Annotated in this window: 18 protein-coding genes and 1 tRNA gene; 6 read left to right on the top strand and 13 right to left on the bottom strand. The window is 50.5% G+C overall.

Going from position 1 to position 16367, the window contains the following annotated elements:
* Positions 1 to 85 precede the first annotated feature (85 nt).
* From F5I99_RS04860 to F5I99_RS04845, 4 genes are all read right to left on the bottom strand, one after another.
* On the bottom strand, positions 86 to 358 hold the full coding sequence (locus F5I99_RS04860; RefSeq protein WP_151053909.1) for a hypothetical protein: 273 nt from the start codon (positions 356 to 358) through the stop codon (positions 86 to 88).
* 151 nt (positions 359 to 509) lie between these two features.
* Positions 510 to 926, bottom strand: coding sequence for a helix-turn-helix domain-containing protein (locus F5I99_RS04855; RefSeq protein WP_225307558.1), 417 nt, complete (start codon positions 924 to 926; stop codon positions 510 to 512).
* A gap of 68 nt (positions 927 to 994) precedes the next feature.
* Complete coding sequence (locus F5I99_RS04850; RefSeq protein ID WP_151053908.1) at positions 995 to 1666, bottom strand: inovirus Gp2 family protein; 672 nt, start codon at positions 1664 to 1666, stop codon at positions 995 to 997.
* 296 nt (positions 1667 to 1962) lie between these two features.
* Complete coding sequence (locus F5I99_RS04845; protein WP_151053907.1) at positions 1963 to 2157, bottom strand: helix-turn-helix transcriptional regulator; 195 nt, start codon at positions 2155 to 2157, stop codon at positions 1963 to 1965.
* Between the two features lie 177 nt (positions 2158 to 2334).
* On the opposite strand from F5I99_RS04845, the gene F5I99_RS04840 reads away from it, so the two are divergent.
* From F5I99_RS04840 to F5I99_RS04815, 6 genes are all read left to right on the top strand, one after another.
* Positions 2335 to 2661: a hypothetical protein gene (locus F5I99_RS04840; RefSeq protein ID WP_151053906.1), complete on the top strand. Its 327-nt coding sequence runs from the start codon at positions 2335 to 2337 to the stop codon at positions 2659 to 2661.
* 125 nt (positions 2662 to 2786) lie between these two features.
* The gene (locus F5I99_RS04835) at positions 2787 to 3848 is read left to right on the top strand and encodes a YqaJ viral recombinase family nuclease (protein WP_151053905.1); all 1062 of its coding nucleotides are present in this window, start codon (positions 2787 to 2789) and stop codon (positions 3846 to 3848) included.
* A gap of 92 nt (positions 3849 to 3940) precedes the next feature.
* Positions 3941 to 4861 (top strand): recombination directionality factor, encoded by a 921-nt coding sequence (locus tag F5I99_RS04830; protein ID WP_151053904.1) that lies wholly within the window; start codon positions 3941 to 3943, stop codon positions 4859 to 4861.
* 108 nt (positions 4862 to 4969) lie between these two features.
* Positions 4970 to 5779, top strand: coding sequence for a DUF932 domain-containing protein (locus tag F5I99_RS04825; RefSeq protein WP_151053903.1), 810 nt, complete (start codon positions 4970 to 4972; stop codon positions 5777 to 5779).
* 54 nt (positions 5780 to 5833) lie between these two features.
* A complete protein-coding gene (gene radC / locus F5I99_RS04820) occupies positions 5834 to 6331 on the top strand; it encodes a RadC family protein (RefSeq protein ID WP_151053902.1) in 498 nt (165 codons plus the stop codon).
* Positions 6332 to 6597: 266 nt separating this feature from the next.
* A complete protein-coding gene (locus F5I99_RS04815; RefSeq protein WP_151053901.1) occupies positions 6598 to 7536 on the top strand; it encodes a hypothetical protein in 939 nt (312 codons plus the stop codon).
* A gap of 205 nt (positions 7537 to 7741) precedes the next feature.
* Here the strand turns inward: F5I99_RS04815 and F5I99_RS04810 are convergent, their stop codons facing one another.
* The 9 genes from F5I99_RS04810 to infC form a co-directional block, all read right to left on the bottom strand.
* A complete protein-coding gene (locus tag F5I99_RS04810; protein WP_151053900.1) occupies positions 7742 to 10660 on the bottom strand; it encodes a UvrD-helicase domain-containing protein in 2919 nt (972 codons plus the stop codon).
* 160 nt (positions 10661 to 10820) lie between these two features.
* Positions 10821 to 10897: transfer RNA gene (locus F5I99_RS04805), tRNA-Pro, on the bottom strand.
* 77 nt (positions 10898 to 10974) lie between these two features.
* Positions 10975 to 11337 carry a MerR family transcriptional regulator gene (locus F5I99_RS04800; RefSeq protein WP_151053899.1) on the bottom strand — a complete coding sequence of 121 codons (363 nt, stop codon included), beginning with the start codon at positions 11335 to 11337 and terminating at the stop codon, positions 10975 to 10977.
* On the bottom strand, positions 11309 to 11620 hold the full coding sequence (gene ihfA / locus F5I99_RS04795) for an integration host factor subunit alpha (protein WP_036518915.1): 312 nt from the start codon (positions 11618 to 11620) through the stop codon (positions 11309 to 11311). The genes F5I99_RS04800 and ihfA overlap by 29 nt, the downstream gene beginning before the upstream one ends.
* Positions 11621 to 11636: 16 nt before the next feature.
* Positions 11637 to 14018, bottom strand: a complete 2382-nt coding sequence (gene pheT / locus F5I99_RS04790; protein ID WP_151053898.1) for a phenylalanine--tRNA ligase subunit beta — start codon at positions 14016 to 14018, stop codon at positions 11637 to 11639.
* Positions 14019 to 14060: 42 nt separating this feature from the next.
* Positions 14061 to 15044: a phenylalanine--tRNA ligase subunit alpha gene (gene pheS / locus F5I99_RS04785; RefSeq protein ID WP_151053897.1), complete on the bottom strand. Its 984-nt coding sequence runs from the start codon at positions 15042 to 15044 to the stop codon at positions 14061 to 14063.
* A gap of 86 nt (positions 15045 to 15130) precedes the next feature.
* The gene (gene rplT / locus F5I99_RS04780; RefSeq protein WP_036518910.1) at positions 15131 to 15487 is read right to left on the bottom strand and encodes a 50S ribosomal protein L20; all 357 of its coding nucleotides are present in this window, start codon (positions 15485 to 15487) and stop codon (positions 15131 to 15133) included.
* A gap of 44 nt (positions 15488 to 15531) precedes the next feature.
* Positions 15532 to 15726, bottom strand: a complete 195-nt coding sequence (rpmI, locus tag F5I99_RS04775) for a 50S ribosomal protein L35 (protein WP_036518908.1) — start codon at positions 15724 to 15726, stop codon at positions 15532 to 15534.
* A gap of 105 nt (positions 15727 to 15831) precedes the next feature.
* Positions 15832 to 16332 (bottom strand): translation initiation factor IF-3, encoded by a 501-nt coding sequence (gene infC / locus F5I99_RS04770; RefSeq protein WP_225307557.1) that lies wholly within the window; start codon positions 16330 to 16332, stop codon positions 15832 to 15834.
* Between the last annotated feature and the right edge of the window lie 35 nt (positions 16333 to 16367).

Here is a 16367-nt window from a genome sequence, read left to right as displayed (position 1 = left end):
CTTTAGACGAGCATCAGCCTTGGATAACTCAGATCCAATACTGATGCTGTCGTGATGATGGAGTGGGTATACGCCAGCTGGGTGCTTAAACCTGACCGGTGTTGATCATTTCCAGTAAGCCCTGAATGCCAAAGCCGGTGATGGCTTTGTCTCGGCTTCTCCAGCGTCCCGTTCCGGGCCAGAAGTCTATGAGTTGGTAGTTGCCTGCCACAATCAGGTGAATGCCATCGTTCTGTGTCCAGTAGGCGATGCCATGACGCTCCAGCAGATGACGGGCGTTATCACGATTAAAGTGGCGGGCTATTTTTTTGGCTTTCGGCTTAGTTGGCTGTTCGTTGTTAACATCTTCATCTGTCATGATGTATCCCCAATGAGGTTAGATAGCTTCCGTGTAATGATGCGAACCTCCCTGTCCGTATCATGCGTCCGGCATGTAAAAAATTACGGCATTGACGGCTACCTCATGGGAAACGTATAGAGGCACTCAACAGACTTCCCCCCCTGCTTTACTACCTGCGCAATGAGCGACTGGCTATCTTTAAGTGCTCTGGGTTAGCAACCACCCAGACCAGTAAAGTACGTGCTGCACCACTGGGTTTACGCTTACCCTGCTCCCACTCTGCCAGTGTGCGTGGACTGATGTCTAAACACCTGGCAAAGCGTGTCTGCGTGAGCTTTAAGGATTTACGCGTTTCAATAGCAGCAGCAACGACTGGATCTATATCAGCCTGCTCCTCGCATTGCCGTAGCGAGTCGGTCCAAAGACGCGCATAACCCTGCGTTTTCGTCGGCTCTGACGGATTATTTACTATCGCTGGTAAGGCTTGGCGTTGAACTTGATTTTTAATCTCCATCGCCTTTTCAGGATTCTCCTCTTCAAATTTACGCACCCAATATTCTGTAAATGATCGATATTCTTGTGGCATAGTGACGACTCCTACACAGGTTTGTTTTTTGGCGATTGCCATAGCATGTGCAGGAAACTGGGTAAGGGTCACGCGTGAGGGACGTGGGATCCGCCGAAACTCTGAATGCCTTTACCAAAGCACTTCGTATGTACTTTGCATAAATAACTGCACCGATAAAACAGATCTGGTAGGGCCGCAAAGCCATCATTACGCTTCAGCCAATAGACCGCATTTTCAGGGATATGTACTAAGCCCATGTTCACGTCAGCGGGTATCTGCAACGCCGAATTCCAAGCATTCTTTATGATCATCATCAGGCTACCCGTCTGTGTGTGGTACTCACCCAGGCTGTGAAAAACATCCTGGTTGAATAGCAGCAGTAGATGGAAATGCGGCACATCCGAGGTCTTTTGTTCGCGTGCCCAGAGCCACATCACTTTGCAGGGATAGGTACGCTTGCCTTGTGCTTTCCGCCGAGCCAGGTATGCAGCAATACGTGCATCCAAGGCATCCTTAAAGTCCTGCATCATACGGTTGCTGCAAGCGATTTCTTGTGAATCAAAAGGGCAATGCAGATCAACACGAACGGCCATCACTCTTGGCGTATGCTGAGTGTAGTGATTAATGACATTCCAGAGCTTATCCAGATACTGCTTCACTAAGGGCTGATCTATTTGGCTCTGAACCTTCAGGTCTTTGTATTGCGGCAGTAGCCAGTAGTTGAGATTGTGATTTTCAGGGATATATTTCAGGTGCATGGGTGCAATCCAATAAAGTGATTACCCTCAACGGTGATACATGGCAGCTACTCTCAGGATCAAAATGATCCTGAGTTTTGCATATAGTATGAATAACTTGGCAGTGTTAATGCCTAGAGAGGGGGGAGGCTTTTATATTCCTATACAGGCACGATGGGGTATCGACTGCCTGCATTTCGCCCTTTATCACCGTTACTTCACGGCATTTCCGACTGCATCACAGGTCGGGTAATCTAGAAAAACAAGATTGATAAAAAGAAAAGCTGCTGACTCACCTCAGCAGATAGACGGAATGATTACGCAGTTGGCTTGACCTCCCGCTCGTTAATTCGCTCTTCGATCCAGCGCTGCACCTCTTCTTCGCACCAGGCTACTGAGCGCTGACTAATACGTATGGATGTTGGAAAAGAGCCATCATCAAGCTTACGGTACAAGCTTGAACGTGAAAGGCCAGTGGCATTGAGAACATCGGGTAGTCTTAAGAGTTTCATGATTTTTTCTCCATCGCAGATTAACTCATGCAATGGCGCAACCCGATAAGAAATTACTTGAGACGCCCTGAGATCTGATTTAAAAAAATTTCAGATCTATATCACCTTTTTGAGTACGGCACTTGCTGTCCTTACGAGCCATAGCTCGTGTATGTGTTAACAATCTCGGAGGTCTCTATGTCTATTCAATGTCCGTCATGCGGGTCAACGCACATTATGTCACGCCATGTGGCGCGCAAGGTGGCAGCCACTGCCGGTGGAGTGGCTGGAACAGCCAGTGGTGTTGCTGGCGCAACAACAGGGGCCAAAGCTGGTGCAGCGGTAGGCTTTGTCGGTGGACCGGTGGGAATTGCACTGGGCAGTTTATCAGGCGCTATTATTGGTGGACTGATTGGCTGCGTCGCTGGGAGTGTCGCCGGATCCAAAATTGGAGATACGCTGGATCAGCGTGTGCTCGATAATGCTGCCTGTGCCGATTGCGGCACCACCTTCCGCGTCGAGTAGTACCAGAACCACTCTAGAAAGCTCATTCTTTCCCAGAACATCCTATTTTCATAATCATCGCCCTCTTTCGATTACAGCCCGGCATTGGCTGGGCTTTATGCCGTCTGCAGGGTACTGGAGGTTTTATGTCACATCACAACAGCCTAGAGGCTAACGCAAACGCCGTTCCTGCCATTATTAGCAAAACCCCTTCTCCGGCACACCGTCGCCATGCACGTGCTCACCGGTTAGTTAATACACGTAGCATGGATCGATCTACTTGGCTGGCTGTGCGTCAAACGGGTATCGGTGCCTCAGATGCCGCGGCGGCAGTTGGGCTCAATCCGTATAAATCACAGCTTGAACTCTGGATGGAAAAAACCGGACGCCTGAAGTCAGGCTCTGGCGATACGGATGCAACTATTGATCAGGCTGATAGCCCAATCTTCTGGGGCACGCTACTGGAGCCCATCGTGGCAGAACAATATGCCCAGCGAACGGCTCATCGTGTCCGCCGGGTTAATGCTGTGCTGCAGCACTCGGACTACCCCTGGATGCTGGCTAATCTAGATCGAGAGGTGATCGGCTCAGATGACGTACAGATCCTAGAGTGTAAAACAGCCGGGATTAATGGCGCTAAGCTTTGGCGTGATGGCGTGCCGGAATACGTGCAGCTTCAAATCATGCACCAGCTGGCAGTCACTGGCCAACAGGCAGCCGATGTCGCTGTGCTAGTCGGTGGTCAGGAGTTACGCATTTTCAGGATTGAGCGAGATGAGGCGTTAATTGAGCGGCTTATTTCATTGGAGCAAGATTTCTGGCAATACGTGACCGATGACACTGCGCCACCTGCCGATGCCAGCGATTCAGCAGATCGCGCTTTACGAGCGCTCTACCCTCATGACAATCGCGAGGTGTTGGACCTGACAGACCATCAGGAGTACTCAGCGCTTTTTACTCAGTTACAGTCAGTACGTTCTGAGCTGGCCAAGGCTAATACCGCCGAGGCTCAACTAAAACATACACTGCAACAAGCCATGGGCGAATTCAGTGAAGCGGCTTTTGCGACAGGCCGCATTACCTGGAAACGCTCTGTGGATAGTCAGGGAGTGGATCTGGCTCGACTGAAGCAAGAGCAGCCTGATCTGGTAAAGACCTACCAAACCCTAAAGCCCGGTAGTCGGCGGTTTGTGGTGCATAGCCGCTGATCTGCTCAGATTACACCTAGCACCTCATACCACGGATCCTCGGCGAGGGTCCGTTTTTAATACCCACTCTCTGGATTTCATGGAGGCTCACCATGCTGAAAGGCCTAGCTATTACACCGCCCATTCTCGGTCGTATCACTATAGGGAAAGTAATCGAAAAAGACGGCAAACGCTTACCGAAAAAGGATGATCAGTTTACCCTCACCTCACAGATTCAAACCCGCGATGGCTGGTTACCGCATCCCCTGGATGAACAGCTGCGTGATAATCAACAGGGCAAACTCCGGCGTATTCCCATCAGGTTTTTGTTCAATGACCCCGATCTGAACCTTCGGGCTGAATATGCGCTGTTTGATCGCAATACGGCTCGGCCTCTCTGTGTTGGGGATGGCGTTCAATGCCGTCGCCGTCTTAAAGGTGAGATGCAAACGCTCCCCTGCCCTGGCCCTGATGTCTGTGAACTGGCTCAGGGTGGTCACTGTAAACCCTATGCTCGCTTGAATGTATTGATCGGCTCGGATGATCCGCTCGGAACCTTCATCTTCAGGACCACGGGGTTTAATTCCATTCGCACCCTCGCCGCACGGTTAGCCTACTTTAAAGCCATCTCCAATAATCAATTGGCGTGTCTGCCGCTGGAGTTACGCTTGCGCGGTAAATCAACTCGGCAAAGCCATGGCACCCCCATTTACTATGTCGACATCACCCTGCGTGAAGAACTGGATCTGGAAGCCACACTGGCGGGTGCACAGCAAATGGCTCAGGACCGGCAGGCGGCTGGTTTTGATCAGACAGCCTTAGATGCAGCCGCTCAACAGGGATTTGCCAATGGGGATTTTGAAGAGCAGGAAGAGGATGCCGCCGCCATTGTCGAAGAGTTCTACCCGGACCAAAATACAGCACCCGCAACCACTCAGGTATCAGGGGTTCGGCATAAACGCAGCAACCCCTCCCACACGCTAACACAAAAACTTACGGACAAATCTAACCGGGTCAGCACAGCGCAAACCTAACCCGTTTCCACACACTGACCAATCAAACAGCAAACTGAAACTAACGCCCCTGATGGATGCATTCCACAGGGGCTTTTTTATGCCCTTTTTATACCCAGGAGAGAGACCATGCATACCTTATCAACAGAACAGCTTAACACCCTAGCGCCAGTAATTTTTGCCACTGCCCCTGATCAAGCCGTATCTGAACGTTATGGCTTCGTACCCACTATTGCCGTAGTGGAAGCCTTGCAGGATGAAGGCTGGTTTCCAGTGCGTGCGCAGCAAACCCGTGTCAGAGATCCACAGCAGCGCAATACCACCCGCCATATGGTGCGATTCCGTCAAGACCCAGCCAGACAGATCCAGGTCGGTGATAGCGTAGCTGAGTTGGTATTAACCAATAGCCACAATCGCACCGCTGCCTACCAATTGGACTTAGGACTATTCAGGCTGATCTGCAGCAATGGCATGGTCACGCCCGTTGGCACCATGGGTGGCATCCGTGTTCGTCATGGCAATAAAGTCGTTGATCAGATACTGGAGGGCTCTTTGGCTTTGATTGATGAAGCCCCGTCTATCACTGAAAGCGTTGAGCGGTTTCAAGCAATGCGCTTGACCGAAGACGAATCACAGCTATACGCACAATCAGCTCTAACCCTGCGCTACGGGGAAGACTGGAAAGAACTCAGCCCGGTGACACCGGAAGCCATTCTACAAGCTCGCCGACCTGAAGACCGTGATAGCAACCTCTGGCGAGTATTTAACCGCACCCAGGAAAACCTGATGAAAGGCGGCTTAGCCGGTCGCTCTGCAACCGGTCGCCATACCCGCACTCGTGCCATCCACTCAGTGACCGAAGATGTGCGTTTAAACCGCGCACTCTGGCAATTAACGGAACACTTTGCCGCACTCAAATCCGGGTCCATCGCTGCCTGATCACGACCAGGCTCAAAGCATACCCACATTCTGTAATCATGGAGTCAACCAATAATGAATATTACTAATTTACGTGCCGGTGAATTACCCGGCACTTATGTCGTCACCGAGCCCGTAACTGACACTGAACTGATGCGTTTGGCAAAACTACTGGCGAAACGGCGATTAGCACGTGGCCGGAAAATCGACTCACCGGGAGAGGTACACCGGTGCTTACAAACCCTGCTGATGGACTATGAGCATGAGGTGTTTGGCATATTGATGCTGGACAACCGCCATCGAATTATCCAGTTTTCTGAAATGTTCCGTGGCACCATCAATAGCGCCAGCGTTTATCCACGTGAAGTGGTCAAGGAAGCCTTAGCCCAGAATGCGGCAGCCGTCATACTGGTTCACAACCACCCTTCGGGCGAACCTGAGCCCAGCCAGGCAGATCGACAGATTACGGATCGAATCAAGCAAGCGTTGGATACAGTGGAAGTGCGAGTTCTGGATCATGTAGTGGTTGGACATGAGGGGACTGTGTCGTTTGCGGAAAGGGGGTGGTGTTGACTATTTTGCTCATTGGCATGACACACCAGGCCTAAATGAAGCCTGGTGTGTTCTTCTGATTTGTCATCCACTTCTTTGCATTGCTCTATGGCTTTAATGTTTTTAGAGTTAAATTAATTACAACTATCTACTGAAACCCCCTATATTCAAGGCATCAAGCCAACTATTACTACAATAAAACCACAAAATAATTACTTGTAAGTTACTTCACAATAATGCTTAAATTACTTTTATTTTACTTAAAAGTGACTTAGTAGCAACTACAAATGAACACATTTAAAGGCGTTAAACTCATTCCCGGGGATGATAAAAGACTGGTTGAGTCTTGCTTAAGAGCTCTTGCTGGAAGAAATATTGAAGTCCCTACAACAATAGTGGATATAGGCCAAGAGGGTGCCAATATCATCAACAGAATAATCGCCTATATGGAATATGATACGGCACAGAAAAACCACATAGTTGACGATCTTCTGACCTCGGCCGGACAAAGCTTACTGCCACAAAAGGAGCTCAGCTGGCTTCAGGATAATGAACGAGCTTGCTTTTGGTTTTGGGGAGTCATTTCAAAATCACATTTTTTTGCATCCCCAGACCACCCAACTACTCAACCATTCAGAGGTCAACAAGTATCCGTAACAACGCCCTATAAAAACCTAAAGTTGAAAAGCTCACCTGCTAGTTCGAATGAAAGATTCGAAGAAATCATCAAGTTCTTTGATCGCGTTGGCCAACCAATGGAATGGCAGCGACTATTGATTGATGAGTTAAAGAAAAGGTGGGCGTATATATATAATGCCCGCAATCCCTTCTCATGGTTAAAACAGGATGATGCTGAACAGTGCGCTTGGGCATGGGACTATATCTCACATCGCAATACGCCGGTAAGGTATGACAACTCACCTGCGACTTCCGAATTTTCACCGGTAAACCTCAAAGAAAAATATTTATCTATCTACGCAGTTTACGACTGTTGGGAAACTCAACCAGACTCCAAAAAGCTTTTTTGCCACAATTTCAACAAGGCCTGGCATCAGAAAAAGCTCCGCGATAGTCGTCAAGGCAAAAAGGTTTGCAACTTGGTACTTCGTGAAGACGTAAAAAGAAAACTGGATCAAATGGCACATGACCAAAACATGACTCTCAATCGAATGGTAGAATCCCTGATTGAGAACGAGTACTTAAAGCAAACTGAAACGCCAAGATGAGTCTCACAGATGAGATGGGTTTTGTAGAAGTCTATTTTTGATTGCCGCCCCAGACTAATGCCAAACCCATTTAACCACCTGCCCTCCAACGGTGGCCGAGCACAATGATAAAGCAGCCCTGTGCAGGCTTCCGGTTCCGTATTAGCATGGTCCATTTTTTATGGGCTGCAGCATGGGGCAAGAAAGCACAGGTTTAAATCCATTTTCAAGGACTCTCCGGAATCAGTAAATTTTCATCAAATATAATTTCATTTTCCGTATGCTTACAGCACTCACCTTCATTCCGATAGTTCTTGCACCCCCAAAACTGACCATATCGACCTTTCCGCCGGACCATTTCTGCACCGCACTGCGGGCAAACGGGGACCCAGCTTGAGCAATCGGGGTTGATACAGATCTTGAAGCGCCCAGCGCGGCGCATTTGTGATTCACACCGCTCACACCCTCGTTCTTTATGAGAGCAGAGCGGGAATTTATTACAGCCAAAGAAGCGCCCGAACGGCCCTTGTCTCGGAACCATGGTTCCAGTCTTGCACTTCATGCATTTGAGAAGGTTCAGCAATTGCTGGCTGAGTGAGGTCGAGAATTCGTTCAGATCGATCTCATAATCACCCATCAGAAGCTCCACAACAAAACCCGAAGCAACAGCCATATCAGCAATCAGGTACACTCGACATCTGGCCCGCGTCATCGCTACATACAGCAGACGTCTCTCCTCGGCGTGCGGGTAGTCTTCCAGCGGCGGGAGCAAGGCTTCAAGCAGTGGATGTGTAGTTTTCCCGGAAGGGAAACCAAACTTTCCAGTCTCCAGGCCAAGAACGATGACGTAGTCCGCCTCTTTGCCCTTGGATGCATGAACTGTATGACACGCCAGCGTTATTGAGGGATAGCGTGCTGCGAGCCACTGTAATTCCTTCCTATCTGGAAGGTTGAATCCATAACGCCCCAGTAGATAGACACTACTGCCTGGCTCGGCTATGTCAGCTATGCGAGATATCACTTTTTCCAGACGACCTGGCTCCTCAGGGCTCTGCTGGGGCCGGTTGTCCGCCCGGAGAAGTGATACCGTAGGGTGTTTCACCTTCTCCTGGGTATTGAGCTGCTTCTGTATCTGTACTGGGTTTTGCAACACAAACCCTGTTGCTACATCACTGATGCCACTGTTAAATCGAAAAGTAAGATCAAGAGCGGTTACCTTCGTGGCGCCGAATTTTTCACGAAATGCTGTTGTAAAGCTCAGATCACTGCCAGTAAAACGATAGATAGCCTGCCAGTCATCTCCGACACAAAACAGCGAGCAATCCTTTACAGCATCTCGCAGGTAGCGGACTAACCGCGCACGGGCTTCGGATATATCCTGAAATTCATCTACCAGGATATAGCGCCAGGGACTGCGGAAACGCCCCTGCCGAACATACTGAATGGCCTTGCCGATCATGTCATCGAAGTCAATCTGCCCTTCACGATCCAGGAGAGCCTGATAGTCATTCAGTATGGGGCGAAGAAGATTCAACGCCGCATCCACCTGCTCCGGGTTTTTGGCATCGGCGATAACAGCTTCTACCTGCTTTTGCTCGTAGCAATTGGCACGATAGCGTTTTAGCAGATCCGCCAACAGAATTGCAAAACTACTTATGGCGCCGAACTCACGCAACGTCGCCAATACTGCTTCTGGCGGGAGTGGCTGATATTCCACATTCAACTCAGCCAACTGCGCATCAAGGGTGTCAAACAGTACACCTTCTTGCAATTCGTAGTGGTACAGCTCTATCAGACGAGTACCTTTTTCAGTGTGGAGCTGGCGCTTCCAGTCCATACCCTGATGGTACTTTTCATGATCTACATAGGGCGCGGTATTACCCTCCCGGTCAATACCGAAATACTCAATGTAGATCCCATGCTCAGGCAGGTAGAAATCCGGCTGATACTGCCGATACAGTGAGCTGGCCGTCCTATGCTCATAGGCGGGCTCATACTGGTATTCAATACCTTGCCTAAACAGATAGTTAGCCAGTAGACATTCACCCAGGCTTTTAACCACTTCACCTTTCAGTGTGCGAATATCATTGGCCAGAATATAGTCGAAATACTCTCCCTCCGACTCAAAATCAAAGGGGTTTACCGCTGGGTAGAGATGGTGCTGAAAATATTTGATCGCCAGCTGCTGATATACCGGCGCCTTCAGGTGCTCCTCAAACCACTGACTCACCTGCAGAGCCAAGGCTTTATCATCTTCCGCCAATGGCGACAGAGAGGGCTGCTGCCCCTCTACGTTCGCAATGATCTCTTTACCCAGTTTGTGAAACGTACTGGCGGTAATTCCGCACTTGCCCAGCCGGTGGTCGATGCGCTCCTGCATCTCGGCTGCAGCCTTGTTGGCAAAGGCCAGCATCAAAATCTCACTGGCCTGGGCCTGGGCACTCTTGATCAGATACCCGGCACGGCCAACCATTACACTCGTTTTTCCCGTGCCTGCCCCAGCCAGCACCAGATTGTTATCTTCATCCACTACACAGGCTTGACGCTGACATTCAGTAAGCGGCAGACTCTCCACTGCATCAAAGTAACCTGCGTAGCGCTGCAGTTGACGAGCTACATAGCTCTGGCGTAACTTCTCCAAGTCATCATCTTGCCACCCAGCGACAGCAGCTACCCATTTGAAAGGGACACCTTGGACATCCGCGCACCATTCTGGATCAGGTACTCGAACAAAACGCGACAAAGCTTGCTGTGCCAATGCCCTAGCCGCTTTCAACCGAGACTGTCGGGGATAGCCTTGGGTCAGTAGGGTGCGAATTTCATCTGCCGCTATTACTACCTCTGGTGCCACCTGCCTTAGCCAGTGCTCACGCATCCACCAGAACAGCGCCTGGGCATCTTTCTTGCGCAAACCTGGAATCGATTTGCGTCCAATATTGGTTTGCAACTCTAGCCTGGCAAAGAATACGCCCTCCTGAAGACTTGCTTCATTAGCCAGCGAAGCTGCAAGAACCAGGTACTTTTCATCACACTTCGTCACCACCTGCAAATCATCACCGACCAGATGGCAAGTAACAGATTCAGCGCCAAAGCATCGCATCAGCCAATGAGGGACTACATGTATGGGAGCATTCTGAGAGTTCATATCTCGTAAGGTATCATTACTTTGTTTAACACGTCACGACATCAAACTCATCAAAAGATAAGCAAATCTCAAACGGTCACGGAACGGTCACGAGAAAGGCTCTAAACCCCAAAAAGCAAAAAATCGCCAGGCGGCGATTAATGTAACTCTTTGATTTAATTGGTCGGGACGGCAGGATTTGAACCTGCGACCCCTTGCACCCCATGCAAGTGCGCTACCAGGCTGCGCTACGCCCCGACTAAGGCGGGATCAGAGTTGCTCTGATCCGTAAGAGGTTGCAAATAGTACACTAAGCTTTTGAATGTGTGAAGCTATTATTTAACGGATTTTAACAATTTAAGTATTTCGTCCAGCTCATTAATGGTCTGGCGAATCAACTGCTGGTAGCGGGCAGAGTCATCATTGGCTTCGTCACCACTGAGCCATTGCCTGGCACCAGTAATAGTAAAACCCTGCTCGTAAAGCAGACTGCGTATCTGGCGGATCAGCAATAGATCCTGACGCTGATAATAGCGACGGTTATTGCGCTTGACCGGCTGTATCTGCTTGAACTCCTGCTCCCAGTAACGCAATACATGCGGCTTGAGGTCGCAGAGTTTTGCAGCCTCGCCGATGGTAAAATAGCGTTTGCCCGGAATGGGTTCCAGCTCAGGATTCTTCTCTCCGGCTGCCGGCATAGATGTCCACGCGCTCCTTCAGTTTCTGGCCTGGCCTGAACGTGACTACCCGGCGCGCCGAAATGGGCACTTCCTCGCCTGTTTTCGGGTTACGACCTGGACGCTGGCGTTTGTCACGCAGGTCAAAGTTGCCGAAGCCGGAGAGTTTTACCTGCTCATTGGATGCCAGACATTCACGTATTTCGTTAAAAAAAGATTCCACCATTTCTTTAGCTTCACGCTTATTCAAACCCAGTTCGTCGAACAAACGCTCAGCCATCTCGGCTTTAGTCAAAGAGCCCATGACAATCACCCTGTCTTTAATCTCTTAACGATGCACCGCAATGTGTTGTCAGTGCCACCACAACAGCAGATACGCTATTGTTTATTTCTTCATCAGTAAGAGTGCGCGAAGGATGCTGCCAGGTCAAGCCCAAAGCAAGACTTTTTCTACCTGCTTCAATGCCTTGTCCCTGGTAAAGGTCAAAAAGTATGACCTGTTTTAGTGCATCGCCAGCTGAACTGGAGACCACATCACGAATAGCATCGTAGCTGACATGCTCGTCCACCAGCAATGACAGGTCACGGCGCATTTCCGGGAATTTAGACAAGGGCGTATAGCGTGGCAGACGTCCAGCTGTGACTATATCCTGTTTTAATTCAAATAGATAAACAGGACCATTGAGGTCTAGTTTTTTCAACAAAATCGGGTGCATCGCGCCGATATACCCCAGCGTTTCGCCATTACGCTCAATCTTGGCTGACTGCCCTGGGTGCAGTGCCGGATGCTGCGCCGCCACAAAACGGAAGCTATCAGCCTCGCCTCCCAGCGCCAGCAGGGTTTCAACATCACCTTTTATATCAAAAAAATCGACTTTATCTTTTCCAGCCATCCAGCCTTCAGAATCACGTCCACCGGTAATAACACCGGCAATGGCATTTTCCTGCACCAGTGTGTCGCCCTGAGGGATGAAGCGCTGGCCCGTCTCGAACAGACGAATACGCGACTGCTGACGGTTCTGGTTATACTGCACCGCTTTAATCAGACCTGGCCAGAGCGTGGTGCGCATCACCGCCATTTCGGCTGAGATGGGGTTTGCCAGCGCCAGCGGCTGGGTATCCGGATCAAACAGGGCTGACAGACCGGATTCAATGAAGCTGTAAGTAATGGCTTCCTGATAGTTACGACTGATCAAGTGGCGGCGTACTCGCGCCAGATCAACACGCGCTTCGCTGATAGGCGGCAGCGGTAACTGGGCGATAGGGATGCGTACCGGTAAGTTGTCATAGCCATACACCCGAGCAAGCTCTTCGATCAGATCAACTTCCAGGGTGATATCAAAGCGCCAGGAAGGCACCTGCACAGCCCAGGCCGCCTCTTCCGTTTTACGGCTCAAGGTCATGCCCAGACGCGTGAGAATATCCTCAACCGTGGTACTGGGCATCTCCATCGCCAACATGGCATTGATTTTGGCATCTCGCAGGCGTACCACTGGGGTAACGGGCAAATCAGTTTCACTCACGGCCTCGGTCACAGGGCCGGGTTCACCACCGACGATCTCCAGCAACAAGGCAGTCGCGCGCTCGATGGCCTGGCGTTGTAACTGCCAGTCAACACCCCGTTCAAAGCGATGTGATGAGTCAGTATGCAAACCGTAATTACGCGCCCGACCAACAATAGACAGCGGGTTGAAATAGGCGCTTTCCAGGAAGATATCGCGGGTTTTATCGGTCACGCCACTGGCATCACCGCCCATGATACCGGCCATGGCCAGTGGCCCTTTGGCATCGGTGATCAGCAGCGTATCTGGATTGAGGGTCACCTCGGTTTCATCCAGCAACACCAGGGTTTCACCCGCCTGAGCCATGCGCACCGTAATGCCATCGCTGAGCTGCTGCAGATCAAACGCATGCATCGGCTGACCCAGCTCCAACAAGATATAGTTGGTCACATCCACCACAGGATCGATACTGCGAATACCGGAGCGACGCAGTTTTTCCTGCATCCATAGCGGCGTTTCAGCACCAGGATTGATATTGCGGATCACCCGACCCACATAACGTGGGCAGGCGTCTGGCGCGGCGAGCGTGACCGGGAAGGTATCGTCAATTACCGCCGCCACCGGTTCAATCGTTACCGGCTTAACGGGCACCTGATTGAGCACACCAACTTCACGGGCCATACCGGCAATGCTCAGGCAATCGCCACGGTTTGGAGTCAGATCGACATCGATCAGGCTGTCGTTCAGATTCAGGTAGTCACGCAGGTCAGCACCGACCGGCGCATCAACTGCCAGCTCCATGATACCTGCATGATCGTCAGACAAGCCCAGCTCATCTTCGGCACAGAGCATGCCCATGGATTCTACACCGCGCAGCTTGGCACGCTTGATACGGAAGTCGCCGGGTAAGTTGGCGCCGACACGGGCAAAGGCCGTTTTCAGGCCAGCACGGGCATTGGCGGCGCCACACACCACCTGATAGGTCTCGCTGCCATCGCTAACTTGACAAAGCTTGAGTTTATCAGCATCCGGATGTTGCTCTGCCGAGATGATTTCAGCCACGACCACACCGCTGAACTCACCTGCAACGGCACTGACGTCATCGACTTCAAGACCAGCCAGGCTCAACTGATCGGCAAGCGCCTGTGTTGCCAAAGCGGGCTGTACCCATTCACGTAACCACTGTTCACTGAATTTCATTGTTTAATCCTGTTAATCCTTAGAGCTGACGATGACGACGACTTAACTGAACTGACCTAAAAAGCGCAGGTCATTTTCAAAGAACAGGCGCAAGTCATTCACGCCATAACGCAACATCGCCAGTCGCTCTACCCCCATACCAAAGGCAAAGCCGGTGTAGACTTCGGGGTCGATACCGGAATACTCAAATACTTTCGGGTGCACCATGCCGCAGCCCAGCACTTCCAGCCACTTGCCATCACCGCGATCTATATCCACTTCAATAGACGGCTCGGTAAAGGGGAAATAGGAGGGACGGAAGCGGACTTTGACATCCTCTTCGAAAAATTCCCGCAGAAACTCTTCCAGCGTACCTTTCAGGTCGGCAAAGCTGACGTTCTTGTCGACCAGCAAACCCTCAACCTGATGAAACATGGGTGAGTGGGTCTGGTCATAGTCGCAGCGGTACACCCGGCCCGGACAGATGATCCGGATCGGTGGCTGCTTGGTTTCCATGGTGCGCACCTGCACAGGTGAGGTATGCGTACGCAACAGGGTGTGGGCATCAAAATAGAAGGTATCGTGCATGGCACGTGCCGGATGATGCGCAGGAATATTCAGCGCCTCAAAGTTGTGGTAGTCATCTTCCACTTCCGGACCTTCAGCAACACTGAAGCCAATGCTACCGAAGAACGCTTCGATACGCTCCAGAGTACGGGTCACCGGATGCATTCCACCCAGACCCTGACCACGGCCCGGCAGAGTGACATCGATCTGTTCAGCCGCCAGCTTGGCACTCAGAGCCTCAGCTTCCAGAGTATCCCGACGCTGATCCAGTTCAGCCTGCAAGGCTTCCTTGGCTTCGTTGATTTTTGCGCCTGCCGCAGGACGCTCTTCAGCCGACAGTTTACCCAGGCCTTTCAATAACTGGGTAAGCTCACCTTTCTTACCCAGGTACTGAACGCGCACCTCATCCAGCAGCCTGACATTATCAGCCTGTGCTACAGCTTGCTTGCCCTGTTCTAACAGTTGTGCAAGATTTTCCATTGTTTCAACTCCGCATAAAAAAGGGGAAGGTATACACCCCTCCCCTTATCTGTCAGTTTCTAACCTACCAATAGGTGGGTGTTGGCTTACGCCAGCGCTACTTTGGCCTTTTCAACCACGGCAGCAAAGGCATTCTGCTGATTAACAGCCAGGTCAGCCAGCACTTTACGGTCGATTTCGATGTTGGCTTTTTTCAAACCAGCAATGAAACGGCTGTAAGACAGACCATTAATACGTGCAGCCGCATTGATACGGGCAATCCACAGAGCACGGAACTGACGCTTACGTTGACGACGGTCACGATAAGCATACTGACCGGCTTTGATAACCGCCTGTTTGGCTACACGGAATACACGGCTACGGGCACCATAGTAACCCTTGGCCAGTTTCAGAATTTTCTTATGACGACGACGCGCCACAACACCACGTTTTACGCGAGGCATAACATTTCCTTCCTATAAAATTTCAGTCTTGACTCAAGTAACACTTACAGTGTCGGGAGCATACGTTTAACAAGTTTCACATCACTCTCGTGAACCTGCATCATCGGGCGCAGCTGACGCTTACGCTTGGTACTCTTCTTGGTCAGAATGTGGCTTTTAAAGGACTGCTTGTGCTTGATGCCATTCGCAGTTTTTTTGAAACGCTTTGCCGCACCGCGGACAGTTTTAATCTTTGGCATTACTTTCACTCCACGCATTCGTTTATTAATCAGTCACACGCGAAACAACAAAACCCGCCCGCCACTCAGATAACTGTGTGGCGAGCGGGTCTGCAGCCTGGATGACTATTTCTTCTTCGGAGCAACAACCATGACCATTTGACGACCTTCCATTTTTGGATGCTGTTCTACAATGCCGAATTCAGACAGATCAGCTTCGATCCGCTTCAGCAATTGCATGCCCAGCTCCTGGTGAGCCATCTCACGACCACGGAACCTAAGGGTTACCTTGGTTTTGTCTCCGCTTTCAAGGAAACGTATCAGGTTGCGCAGTTTTACCTGATAATCCCCTTCATCCGTACCGGGACGGAATTTCACTTCCTTGACCTGCATCTGAGTCTGTTTCTTCTTAGCCTCATTTGCTTTTTTCTTCAGTTCATACTGATGCTTACCATAATCCATTATCTTACAGACTATGGGATCAGAATCAGAGATCTGAACCAGGTCAAGTTCAGACGCGAGAGCTAGCTCAAGCGCCTGATCAATCGTTACGATACCAACCTGTGCACCATCTGCAGCAATTAAACGCAGTTCAGTTGCACGGATATTTTCATTAATGGGTGGCAACGGCGCACGGCCACCTCTTTTGTTATCACGCCTGA

The organism is Nitrincola iocasae (assembly GCF_008727795.1).
Classification (GTDB): domain Bacteria; phylum Pseudomonadota; class Gammaproteobacteria; order Pseudomonadales; family Balneatricaceae; genus Nitrincola; species Nitrincola iocasae.
This window is presented reverse-complemented; position numbering and strand designations above follow the sequence as displayed.